This is a genomic window from Clostridium sp. AF32-12BH, from assembly GCF_003477935.1.
GTDB lineage: Bacteria > Bacillota > Clostridia > Lachnospirales > Lachnospiraceae > Brotaphodocola.
Genome location: NZ_QUEH01000012.1, coordinates 95,094 through 108,200, shown reverse-complemented (window position 1 = coordinate 108,200; position 13,107 = coordinate 95,094). Strand labels below are relative to the sequence as shown.

The window sequence follows — 13,107 nt, the reverse complement described above, 5'->3', positions numbered from 1 at the left end:
CCGCATCCTAAAAATGCTACCACTTTTTTCTAAATTATGCAATCCGGATTTTTCCCATTTATCATCCTCGTTTCAAATCCATAACGGTACGCGCATGCATGCTAAACATTTGTTCCCATGTCTAACAGGGAATTGCCTGCTGCAGGGTCAGGGAATAGATCCACTTTTCCCCCACGGTTTTCCCGGTCATCTGGGTCAGCGCACGTTCGTAATAATCCAGCTGACGCTTATAATGGTCCAGAAGGATTTTTTGGCTTCTTGTGTGATCTGTCTTGTAATCAACCAGGACCAGCCTGCCGTCTTCCTCAAAATAAGCATCTATGATTCCCTGGATCACCACAAGTTCATCGCTGTCTACCGGTCCGATCTCCCGTGCAGGAACTCCCATAACAAACTGCTGCTCCTTGTGAAGGGTACCTTCTGCCTGCGCTTTCGCCATGCGCTTTCCTGTTTCCGACTGCAAAAATCTCCAGATCACCGAACCATCAATCCGGTTTCTGTTTTCCTGTGTATACTGTTTTTCCGACACAAACCGGTCAAGCCAGGTTTCTACATCCGTCAGACTGCTGATCTTATCGAACGGAAGCAGTTCCAGGGCCCGGTGGTATGCGGTTCCGCGCGATGCCCCGTCTGCAGCTGTTTCCTGTTCTTTTCGTATTTTCTGTTCTGTAGTCCACTGTTCCCCGTCATTTTCTCTGTCTGGTTTTCCAGATTCACAAAAATCGCCCTCATCCCACAGGCAAGCAGGGGTAAAAAGCTGCTCTGTCTCCTCTTCATCCGTCATCTGCCCCATTTTTTTGAGTTCTGACACAGACATCTTCACATGAAGCTTCACATCTGCGGCATACGGGTATGAAAAATCCAAATGCGATCCGAGACGTCTGCCAAAACCTGCGTCGTAGGTTTGTTCCAGATCCAGTTCCAAAAGCTGCTGCTTTGCGTCTTTTTTCAGAATCTGCTGTTTCAGTTCTTCTCCAATGAATTCGGAAAGAGGAACTTCTTTCACATTGATTCTGAGGCCATTTCCATAGCGCCCAGTACACATCAGGATCCAGTCCAGATATGACCCGGCCCCGGAAAGAATGGTATAGGGAATTTGTCCATCAGCCAGTGGTACCTGACCATATTTTTCCAGTGTTTTTTCCAGGTACCGGTCCGTACCTGTCATGATCAGCTGTTCTTTTGCGCGGGTCATCGCTACATAAAGAACGCGCAGTTCTTCCCCGAGGCTGTCTAATTCCATTTTTCTGCGCAGGACATTTTTCTTGATGGTATGTGTTTTTACCCGGTTCTCGACATCCAGATAATCTGCCGCGATTCCAAGTTCCGGGTCAATCAGTACTTTTCCGTATACATCCTGCCGGTTAAATTTCTTTCCCATTCCCGCAAGAAATACAACTGGAAATTCCAGTCCCTTGCTTTTGTGAATGCTCATGATCCGGACGGTATTGTCTTCTTCTCCCATCGTGGAAGCTTCCCCGAAATCTGAATTATATTTCTTTAAGTTTTCAATATAACGGATAAAATGGAACAGACCTTTATAGCTCGTTTTCTCATATTCCGCTGCCTTTTCTACCAGCATGTCCAGATTGGCGCATCTGGTCGTTCCTGCAGGCATCGCCGATACATAATCGTAATATCCGGTTTCCTCATAAATCTGATAGATCAGTTCATGGATTGGAAGATAGGATGCCAGGAAACGGAAGCGCTCCAGTTTTTCAAAAAATGTGGTCAGATTTTCCCACCGGATGGCTGCAGCATAAATGCCGCGGTCTTCCCCCTTATCGGCACTGTTTTGATACGCTGCCATCATTTGGGCAAGTTCTTCATCTCCCATTCCCACAACCGGGGATTTTAATACAGCTGCCAGTGGAATGTCCTGCATGGGGTTGTCGATCACGGCCAGCAAACTGAGTACGGTCTCCACTTCCAGCGTATTAAAATAGCCCATGCGGGATTCCGCGTACGCCGGGATGCCTTCATTCATCAGAACCTGCAAAAACGTTTCCGTCCATCCGGTCGTACTGCGCAGCAAAATTACGATATCGCGGTACTGCGCCGTGCGGTAACCGCCATTTCCGGACAATTTTTTATCCCATACAAGAAGACCATGCTCCGGGTCTGTCATTTCCCGGATTTTTGAGGCAATCAGTTTTGCCTCCAGTTCCTTTGCCGTATAATCCGCTGCCTCCTCATCCAGCTCCAACAGAGCTTCTGAGCCTGTATTGATCATAAGCAGTTCCGGAATGGTTCCGATCCGTTGTGGTTCGTCTGCTTCTGCAAAAACAACACCGGGGTTTAAGGCCGTTTCCTCCGTATAGCGGATGTTTCCCAGGTTTTGCGTCATGATCTTAAAAAAGATGTCATTGATTCCGGTAAGGACGGTTTCCCGGCTCCGGAAATTCTGATGCAGTTCAATTTTCTGGTCTGGTCCGTCTTCTTCCGGTTCCAGTGGATAGGCACTGTACTTTTCCAGAAACAGTTCCGGTCTTGCCAGGCGGAAACGGTAAATACTCTGCTTGACATCGCCAACCATAAAGACATTATGTTCGCCAAAACGCTCCCTGGAGACTGCCTTTAACAGTTCTTCCTGAACCAGGTTACTGTCCTGATATTCGTCCACCAGAACTTCCCGGTACTGCATGCTCAGTTCATTGGCTGCATCGGTATAAACCTTCTTTCCATCTTCGATTTGGATCAGGACTTTTAGTGCTTCATGCTCCAGATCATTGAAATCTACCAGGTTTTTATCCCGTTTTTTCTCCTGAAACCGCTTCGCAAACAGTTCTGCCAAATCCAGCAGCACACCAGTTGCTTCCCTGGTCCCATCCAGGTCCGCAAACATGAGCTTTAGCGGCGCAAAGCAGTATAACTCTTTCATCTTTTTCACGGCGGTTTTCACGCGGTCCCGGCATCCGGTAACATAAGCTTTTTTCTCCGGATCCACCTCCTTGCTGCGCACCGTAGCCAGACGTCCAAACGAAGCGCCGGAAAGGCTTTCATGCATTTCTGCAAATGTTTCCGTCTCAGAAAGCCGCTTCAAAAGTGCAATGTCTTCCGAAAATGCCGGTTCATAGGCGCATAAAAATTCATCTTCCAGACAAATGTCACGGGCATCTTCCATCTGAACCTTCAGTTCCAGAGCCTGACGTTTCAGATCGGCAATCAAAAATTCCATCCACCTGCCGGATTCTTCATCGACCAGTTCTTTTCTGCAGTCTGCGATCCACTGTTCGGGATATGGATTACTCTGGGAAAAGTTATAAACCTGCATGATATAATCTTCAATCCCCGCATCGGTCTTTCCCTGCGCAAAGGTTTCTACAAACCGTTCAAACCGGCTGTCACCAGAAGCATAGGCATCCTCCAGAAGCGTTTCCATCACATCGGCGCGCATCAGAAGCAGTTCTCCCTCATCCCCAATCCGGAATGCCGGATCTAGATCCAGCAGATTAAAATGTTCCCGGATCACATTCAGACAAAAGCTGTCGATCGTGGTGATCTGAGCGTGATGAACCAGTGTCGCCTGCATCTGGAGATGCTCATTTTCCGGATGTTCTTTTAGTTTTTCATCGATTGCCGCTGCAATTCTCTCCCGCATCTCTGCTGCAGCCGCATTGGTGAAAGTCATAACCAGAAGTTCATCAATATCCGGCGGGTTTTCCCCTTCCGTCACCATGCGTATGATACGCTCTACCAGCACAGCCGTTTTTCCGCTCCCGGCCGCCGCGCTGACTAACAGGTTTCTGCCGCGACACTCTATAACCTGACTCTGCTCCCTGGTCCAGTTTACTCCTGCTCCCTGCATATTTCCTCCCAGATTTCTTCTGTTTTCCGATTTTTCCATTTATGAAATTCATAGCCGGATGTTTTCCGGTCAAAGCCGCATACCGCATGGTATGGACAATAATCACAGGCCGTTCTCTGCCCGTTCTTATAAGGTTCCACACCGATTTCTCCATCCAGGATTTCCCTCCCGGCTTCTTTTAGTTTCCGATGTACAAACTGACTCAGTCGTGCAAAACGTTTCCGATCTGCCACGGATGACTTGGATGTTTGAATTTCCCCATCCTTTAACACGACCGGAATCACATCCGACTCTTTCTGAATCGTATGATCCAGATGCTGCACGGCCTCCAGTTCGCTGTTCACCAGACCATTCATACGAAGCTTCTTTAAGATTTCCGCATCAATCTGTTCCGGATCCGGTTCTCCTTTTTTATCGACCAGCGGATCCGCAATATTATAATAGAGAATTCCCGCCGGAACAATTTCTTTTCCCGGATACCGTTTTTCTGCCAGCTCTGTCACCGCATCCATATAAACAACCAGCTGTAACTGCAAACCATAGTACAGCGCCAGAAGGTCAAAGGACGTACTGCCGGACTTATAGTCAATAATCTTGACATATACCTTTTCCCCGTCTTCACAGACATCCATGCGGTCGATCCGGCCACGGAGGTGAAGTGCCTCCTGGCTGGAAAGGGCGATCTTCATCGCCTTCAAATTATCCGCAGCGGAAAAGCTCACTTCAAATCCTGCCGGGACAAAATCGCCCTTCTGGATCTGCTGCTGCAGCGCCCACACCGTACGCCGGGTGATCTGTCCGACACGCCGGATCAGATATTCATTCCGGGCAGAACTTTTCAGAACCGTGTTTCCATAATTACCTGCAACCACAGACACACATTCTTCTACCAGCGCATCCCGCGTTTCATCACTCATGGTGTGCCAGTCATAGCCTCTTTCTTTTGCCTGGCAAAAACACAGATCAATGGATTCGTGGAACAACGTTCCGATGTCAGAGGAAGCCAGTTCATAACGCTTGCGTTCCAAAAGTTCCAGACCATATTTGAGGAAATGACCGTAGGCACAGGCCGCATATTGTTCCAGACGGGTCACACTGCCATTTAAAATTTCCCCATACAGAGCCTTTGCAACCGCATGGGATATTCCCTGTTTCTCATATACGAAAAATGCCGCATCCATGAGATGCTGCAAAGTTTCTTTATAAATTTCGGAACCCGCAAACCAGCGGTACAACTCCAGAAATTCAGAAAACGATGCTGTTCCATCCTGATCCTGTGCTTCCACATTCTGCTTTTCCAGTCGCTGCTTTTCCAGTCGCTGCTCTTCCGAATTCTGTGCTTCTTCGTTCTGACCCGTCCCGCAAAACCTCCTGTCGCGGTACGCTGCCAGACCATCTGCCAGTTTTCGTTTTGCCTCCGCAACCGAATAAATTTCCTGGTCTTTGGCCGTCTCCTGATCTTCCCATAGCGCATCCGGGAACATGTTTCTCAGTTCTCCTACCAGAAATGAAGGGCGTCGGCTCTTTCCATCCGCACCCGTCCGCGACCAGGACACAACCAGCTGGTCCGACGGCTTTGTCATCATCAGATACAGATAAAATCTCTGCTGAAAACTCTCTTCTCTTGCAGTCGGCGCCAGTTCCATATGGTGCGCCCCCAAAAATTCGCGGTCCCGGTCCGAAAGCAGGCTTCCGCTTTCTTTTCTGGATGGAACAATTCCGTCATTCACACCGGCAAAAAACAATACCTTAATATGGGCCAGACGTGTTCTGGTAATGTCACCTACCACAACCCGGTCTGCGACTGCCGGGATCACGCCCACCTTCAGTTCTGCAAATCCTGCATCCAGAATCTCCAGATAGTCCTTCCGGCTCACGATTTCTTCTCCAAGCAGATCCGAAAGTCGCCTGAGCATATCGGTTACCAGTCCATAAACCTGACTGTATTCTTTCGCCAGCCGGTCTTCTCCAATCTTCGTAAAATACTCCTGATAACGTTTTAACTTTTCTTCTGCATGACAGTCTTCAAGAAGCTGAAGCACCGCTTCCGTCATGCCGGCAATACTGAGCTTTTCCTGACGGAATGTATCCTGCATCGAAAAAAGCGGCAGGAGTACCTGCTCTTTATATGCATTTAAATCCACAATATTCAATTCCCCGGAACCACGGTACGTCTGTTCCCAGGTTTCCCGGTACCGTTTTCCTCCCCGGATCCCCATCGCAAGAATATAGTTTTCCAGCCGGTCCATCCGCGTGCGGTCCTGGCTCACCAGACCCGTGCGAAGAAAGCGCATGACACTCTCATAAGAAAAATCCTGCCGTACTGCTTCCAGTGACGCGCGGATCAGCTCAACCAGACTGTTATCGAGAACGTTCTTTTTATCATCCAGGAAATGTGGAATCTGGTTTTGCGTAAACTGGTGGGCAATCTCTTTTCCATATCCGGCAAGGTCGCCCGTGATCACGGCTATCTCACGGTAACGTGCCCTGCCTTCCTGCACCAGTTTCTGGATCTGATGCACGATCCGGCTGACTTCTCCCGATGGATTGGATGCCTGAAAAAACGAAAGGCTCCCGGCAGTCTGTCCAGAAGGGGTTTTGTCTTCTTTCTCCGGTCTGCATACAGAAGGTTCATACCGTTTTTCTTTCCCATACCGGAACAGATGCTCTTCCATCCAACCAAGCTCCGGACTTTTTGCAAAACGCCTTTTTTTTTGCTCTTTTAACACGATATCCGGCAGCTTGGAAATCTGATTTTTTTCCGCAAGTTCCGATAAGCGTACCGCCATCTGGCGGCTCATATAAAACAGATTCTGAATTCCAACATTTCCATAAACCGCTGCGTGCTCATCTGCAGTCACCGTTACAAATACCTGCTTTGCATACACCAGGAATAATTCCATGATACGGTACTGGACCGGGGTAAAACCGGTATAACCATCCAGCGCGATCACACTGTTTCGGATCAGTTTTGATTCCGGTAACAGTCGGCAAAGCACATCCAGAACCTGTTCCGTGGTAATGTAATGCCCCTCAATATATTCCTGAAAGCTCTGCTCTACCAGTGCGAGGTCTTCCAGCTTCTGTCTTAAAAGCGGAGATTTTGCAGATGGTGCCATCTCACGCAAAGCATCCGGCGCAATTCCATACTGGTAAAACTCCGACAGCATGGACTTTAACTGTCCCACAAAACCAGATTTGTTTAACTGCCCGCCAAACAGGATCAGCTGCCGTTTCTGCGCCGCCGCAACTTTCCGAAGCACCATGGATTTTCCCATGTCATCCAGCACAGAAAGATTTTCGACTGCCAGTTCTTCAAAAATCCGGTAAGCCAGTCTTGCAAAACTGACAATATCTATATTCATGGTGCCATGGTTTGGATGTCTGGTCACAATATCCTTCTGTGTCTGCATGGTGAACTGCTCCGGCACGATCAGAAAGAACTGCTGCCCGGGATGCTCCATAGACATACGGATTATTTCATCATATAAATAGGTGGTTTTTCCGGATCCGGAACCGCCCAAAATCAACTGCAATGCCATGTTGTGTATCCTTTCCTGTTATAACAACTGTATTGTGCAGAAGTTCCGTTCAGAAATTTCCTGCCATATACCATAACGTTTCCTCCATTCTATCATAAAAGCGAATCTATGAGAATAGATTATACCAAACACTCCCGGAGGTCTCCCATGAGTTCCAAAACCAAAATCGTTGTCCTGAGAATGAAGGAAATCATCTACACTGCGATTTTCATTGGCCTCGGGATCCTTCTGATCCTGCTGCTCCTCGTCATGTTCCGCCCGAAAAAAGAAACTGCACCGGCATCTGCAAGTGCACCGTACATACCTGGTGTTTACACTTCTGCCCTTATACTCGGATCACAGGAAATCAATGTCGAAGTAGCTGTCGACAAAGACCAGATCACATCCATCACCATGATACCATTAAGTGAGGCTGTCACAACCATGTATCCGCTGATGCAGCCGTCCTTAAGCAATCTGACCGGCCAGATTCTGGAATCCCAGTCTTTGGAAAACCTGTCTTACCCGGAAGAAAACCGCTACACCTCCCAGGTTCTTTTAAATACCATAAAAAAGGCGCTGAAAAAAGCTGAGTGCAGAGACTGACCAGGAACCTGGTCTCTCTGTACTCAGCTTTTATACCCTTTCAGAAAACGCCAATGACACGTCCGCTGTTTTCTTTACCGGACTTTTATTCGTTTTTCGCGTCCGTATTTTCTTCTGCTTCGTTTTCCGCATTCGCTTCCGAAACTTCTGCTGTACTTTCTTCTGTCTTGCTTTCCGCATTCACTTCGCAAGCTTCTGCCGTACTTTCTTCCGTTTTGCTTTCTGCATTCACTTCGCAAGCTTCTGCCGCGCTTTCTTCCGTTTTGCTTTCTGCATGCGCTTCCGAAGTTTCTGCCATACTTCCTTCTGCCGCGCTTTCTTCCGGCTCCGGAATTCCCTTGCACTTACGGAAAATCTGCATAAACTCTTTTCCAGTAATGGTTTCTTTCTCGATCAGGAATGCTGCGATCTGATCCAGTACTTCACGGTTTTCCAGAAGCAGCCGCTTGGCTTCTTCATAAGAATCTTTTAAGATCCGCATTACCTCATCATCAACTGCTGCAGCGGTTGCCTCGCCGCAGTCCATAACCGCACGGCCGGAAAGATAACGGTCCTGCTGTTTTGCGATTCCCATTAATCCAAATTTCTCGGACATTCCGTACTGGGTCACCATGGCACGCGCGATACTGGTTGCTTTCTCAATATCATTCGCGGCACCGGTTGTCACGGACTGGAATACGATTTCCTCTGCAGCACGGCCTGCCAGAAATACTACGATCTGCGCCTGCAGTTCTTTCTTGCTGTTTAAATACTTCTCTTCCTCCGGAACATTCAGCACATAGCCAAGTGCTCCCATGGTCCTCGGCACAATAGTGATCTTCTGTACCGGCTCTGCGTCTTTCTGCAAAGCACTGACCAGAGCATGACCAACTTCATGATAGGAAACAATACTCCGTTCCTCTTTGCTGAGTACCCGGTCTTTCTTTTCTTTTCCCACAAGGACAACTTCCACTGCCTCAAACAAATCTTTCTGGCATACCGCTGACCTGCCATTCTTGACTGCCAGAATTGCTGCCTCATTGATCATGTTCGCCAGATCAGAACCTACCGCACCCGCAGTTGCCAGTGCAATCGCATGCAGATCTACTGTTTCATCCAGCGCCACATTCTTGGCATGCACCTTTAAAATCTCCACACGGCCTTTCAAATCCGGGCGGTCCACAATGACACGGCGGTCAAAACGTCCCGGTCTTAAAAGCGCCGGATCCAGAACCTCCGGACGGTTGGTTGCCGCCAGAATCAGAAGTCCCTTCGAGGTATCCATACCATCCATCTCGGAAAGAAGCTGGTTTAAAGTCTGCTGCTGCTCCGACTCTCCGCCGCCGCTTCCGCCGCTTCGGCTCCGGCCGATAGAATCAATCTCATCGATAAAGATAATGCACGGGGAGTTCTGCTGAGCCTGTTTGAACAGGCTGCGGACACGGGACGCTCCGACACCAACATACATCTCCATAAAGTCAGAACCAGAAAGGAAGAAGAACGGAACTTCTGCCTCGCCCGCCACAGCTTTCGCCAATAAGGTTTTACCGGTTCCGGGAGGTCCCACAAGCAACGCACCCTTTGGCAGTTTCGCACCGATATGCGTATACTTGCCCGGATTGTGAAGAAAGTCGACCAGTTCCACCAGGGACTCTTTCGCCTCATCTTCTCCGGCTACATCCGCAAAAGTGACACCTGTTTCTTTCTGCATATACATTTTCGCGGTACTCTTTCCGACACCGCCCATACGCTTCATCATGAAATTCATCATGATGACGATCAGCACAAATGGAAGCACAAAACTAAGCAGAGATTCCATCATCGCCATGCTGTCCTGACGTTCCCTGCGGATTTCTACCCCACTTTCAAGCAACCGGTCTGCCAGTCTGTAATCCCGCTCAACTGGCACGGTATAAGTTTTTAAAATCGGATTGAACTGCTTGGAATCTTCCTTATACTGAATGTCAATCTGGGTGTTTTTGATCGTGACGGCTTTGACGTCTCCATGCTCCACTTCTGATATGAATTCGTCGTACGTGATTTCTTTCTGGCTCTTGTCTGCCATATACCCTCTCATAAAACCTGCGATCGCAAACGTAATAAAAGCCGCGATCAGGACAATGAGAAGCTGGTTTTTTGGAAATTTGCCATTACCGCCATTATTTCCGTTGTCGCCGTTTTGCGGCTGTTTATTCTGCTGATTATCCATAAACGGTCATTCTCCTGTTTCTTTATTTAAGCAATAAAATGCCATTTTGCATTTACGAACCATTATAAAGGTAGTTTTCACATAAATCAAGAAAACTCCACTTAAAAAAATAAAGTTTTACAAAAACACCTAGATTTTAAGATATTGACGTTGTATAATGATGAAGTTATTTTTTCGAGAAAGCGTTACACATTCCTCATAATCCCACATATATAAGGAGGTTTTACCATGCCAGTAAAGTATGTCTTCGTTACCGGCGGCGTTGTTTCCGGCCTCGGTAAAGGTATCACCGCAGCATCCTTAGGACGCCTGCTGAAAGCACGTGGTTACAAAGTAACCATGCAGAAATTCGATCCTTACATCAACATTGATCCGGGTACCATGAACCCGGTCCAGCACGGTGAAGTATTTGTCACCGATGACGGTGCTGAAACAGACCTGGACTTAGGTCATTATGAGCGTTTCATCGATGAAAGCCTCACCAAAAACTCGAACGTCACCACCGGTAAAGTATACTGGAGTGTTCTTCAGAAAGAGCGCCGCGGTGATTTCGGAGGAGGCACGGTTCAGGTAATTCCCCACATTACCAACGAGATCAAAAGCCGCTTCCACCGCAACTTCTCAACCACAGAAACAGAAATTGCCATCATCGAGGTCGGCGGTACCGTCGGAGACATTGAAAGCCAACCGTTTTTGGAAGCAATCCGTCAGTTCCAGCATGAGGTTGGTCATGAAAATGCCATTCTGATCCACGTTACCCTCATTCCTTATTTAAAAGCTTCCGGTGAATTAAAAACCAAGCCGACCCAGGCCAGTGTCAAAGATCTGCAGGCCATGGGAATCTGGCCGGACATTCTGGTATGCCGCAGCGAGCATCCGCTTGACGACAGTCTGCGCAGCAAAATTGCCCTCTTCTGCAATGTACCGAAAACTCATGTGCTCCAGAACCTCGACGTGGAAGTGCTCTACGAAGCACCTCTTGCCATGGAAGAAGAACATCTGGCTGAAGTTGCCTGCCAGTGCTTAAATCTGCCATGTCCAGAACCGGATCTGGCTGAGTGGCGTGCCATGATCGATGCCTGGAAGCACCCGGAAAAGGAAGTTACGGTTGCCCTGGTCGGCAAATATATCCAGCTTCACGATGCCTACATTTCCGTTGTGGAATCCTTAAAACACGGCGGCGTGGCAAATCGTACCAGTGTCAACATCAAATGGATCGACTCGGAGACCGTCACACCGGAAAATGTAGACGAACTTCTTGGTGATGTCAGCGGCATCCTGGTACCGGGCGGCTTTGGCTCCCGCGGTATCGAAGGAAAAATCCTTGCCATCAAATACGCACGCGAGCATCAGGTCCCATTCCTTGGTCTCTGCCTTGGCATGCAGCTTTCCATCGTGGAATTTGCCCGTGACGTGATCGGCTACACCGATGCGCACAGTGCAGAACTGGATCCTTCTACCGTTCATCCGGTCATCCACCTGATGCCGGATCAGGATGGCATCGAAGACATCGGCGGTACCTTACGTCTCGGTTCCTATCCGTGTGTTCTGAACAAAGACTCCAAAGCCTATGCACTCTATGGCACGGAAACCATTCACGAACGTCACCGGCATCGTTATGAAGTCAACAACGATTACCGCAACGTGCTCCAGGAACATGGCATGATGCTCTCCGGTATTTCCCCGGACGGCCGTATTGTCGAGATGATCGAACTTCCGGATCACCCATGGTTTGTAGCTACCCAGGCACACCCGGAGTTAAAATCCAGACCGAACCGCCCGCATCCGCTGTTCAAGGGCTTCATCGAAGCTTCCTTAAAGTATCAGGAAACACAGAACTAAATCTTATGCCGCAGAGGTCAGATCGGATCCCTGCGGCATTGTTTTGATTACAGGAATCGATACACAGCTCCACGGTATCTTACATTTTTCTGAAAAATACGGGAAAACACTTGAATCCATGTTTTCCCAAGGTTATACTGGCTTATGAAAAAGAATAAAATTACACAATAACCAAAGAAAGGACTTGTTGATTATGAAAATAAAGCGCTATGTAGCTGCAGCTATGGCTGCAGGTGTATTAAGTACCGTAAGTCTTGCTACCGGCATCACTGCTCTGGCTGCCACTGGCTGGGTGCAGAACGGAAATTCCTATGTATATTATGATGAGAACGGCACCTTACACAAAGGCTGGGTTCAGACCAACGACGGTTACTACTATATGGATCTTTCCACTGGTGTAATGACTACCGGTTTAAAAAAGATCAACGATAAATTATACTATTTCGGCTCCAACGGCATCATGCAGACTGGTCTGATCCATGATGCGGCATCTGACAAATACTATTATGGTCAGTCCGATGGTACGCTTGTCATCGGCTGGCTTAACTTAGACGGAAGCTATTATCATATGGAAGACGATGGTTCCCTTGGCACCGGTTGGAAAACCATCAGCGGATCCAAATATTACTTTGATCCGACTTCCGGAAAATGCGCACTGAATATCGCTATGCCGATCGATGGCAACTGGTTCCTGTTTGGTGAAGACGGTAAAATGCAGACCGGCTTCCACAATGTAAATGGTGCAACCTACTACTTTGATCCGGCTAACGGCGTTATGGTAGCAGGTACCACAAAGACCATCAGCGGTGTAAGCTATACCTTTAACGCAGACGGAACCTGCACCACTACTCTGTCCGGTATTCCGTCCCATACCACTGGAACTGAGAGCAGCAGCAATTCCCAGCAGAACCAGCAGGCTTCCCAGGAAAGCAATGCAGATGCAGAAAATGGCAAACAGAACGTAATTGTAGCTGGTTCTTCCAGAAACTAAGTTTTAAAATTTATCTGTCGTTTTTTCTATATTATAACAAAATCATCAGAGTCGCCACTGGCATCTCCGCGATATGCAATGCGAACAGAAAAAAGCACTGAATTTCCGATTTTCATCCAAAATTCAGTGCTTTTTTTGATTTGTTTTCTGA

General features: G+C 48.0%; 6 protein-coding genes. 3 read left to right on the top strand and 3 right to left on the bottom strand.

The features are described from left to right. Positions 1-121: 121 nt before the first annotated feature. Both addA and addB read right to left on the bottom strand, forming a co-directional pair. Complete coding sequence (gene addA, locus DWZ40_RS12955) at positions 122-3,808, bottom strand: helicase-exonuclease AddAB subunit AddA (protein WP_118543457.1); 3,687 nt, start codon at positions 3,806-3,808, stop codon at positions 122-124. Next, positions 3,790-7,350 carry a helicase-exonuclease AddAB subunit AddB gene (gene addB, locus DWZ40_RS12950; RefSeq protein ID WP_118543428.1) on the bottom strand — a complete coding sequence of 1,187 codons (3,561 nt, stop codon included), beginning with the start codon at positions 7,348-7,350 and terminating at the stop codon, positions 3,790-3,792. Before addB ends, addA begins: the two co-directional genes overlap by 19 nt. Positions 7,351-7,497: 147 nt before the next feature. Here addB and DWZ40_RS12945 point away from each other — a divergent pair, with 147 nt between their 5' ends. Then, positions 7,498-7,935 (top strand): hypothetical protein, encoded by a 438-nt coding sequence (locus DWZ40_RS12945; RefSeq protein ID WP_118543427.1) that lies wholly within the window; start codon positions 7,498-7,500, stop codon positions 7,933-7,935. Positions 7,936-8,020: 85 nt separating this feature from the next. Here DWZ40_RS12945 and ftsH read toward each other — a convergent pair whose 3' ends face one another. After that, positions 8,021-10,123, bottom strand: coding sequence for an ATP-dependent zinc metalloprotease FtsH (gene ftsH / locus DWZ40_RS12940; protein WP_118543426.1), 2,103 nt, complete (start codon positions 10,121-10,123; stop codon positions 8,021-8,023). A gap of 228 nt (positions 10,124-10,351) precedes the next feature. Here ftsH and DWZ40_RS12935 point away from each other — a divergent pair, with 228 nt between their 5' ends. Both DWZ40_RS12935 and DWZ40_RS12930 read left to right on the top strand, forming a co-directional pair. Next, positions 10,352-11,965: a CTP synthase gene (locus DWZ40_RS12935; RefSeq protein WP_118543425.1), complete on the top strand. Its 1,614-nt coding sequence runs from the start codon at positions 10,352-10,354 to the stop codon at positions 11,963-11,965. Positions 11,966-12,158: 193 nt separating this feature from the next. Next, positions 12,159-12,956, top strand: a complete 798-nt coding sequence (locus DWZ40_RS12930; protein WP_118543424.1) for a hypothetical protein — start codon at positions 12,159-12,161, stop codon at positions 12,954-12,956. Positions 12,957-13,107 lie beyond the last annotated feature (151 nt).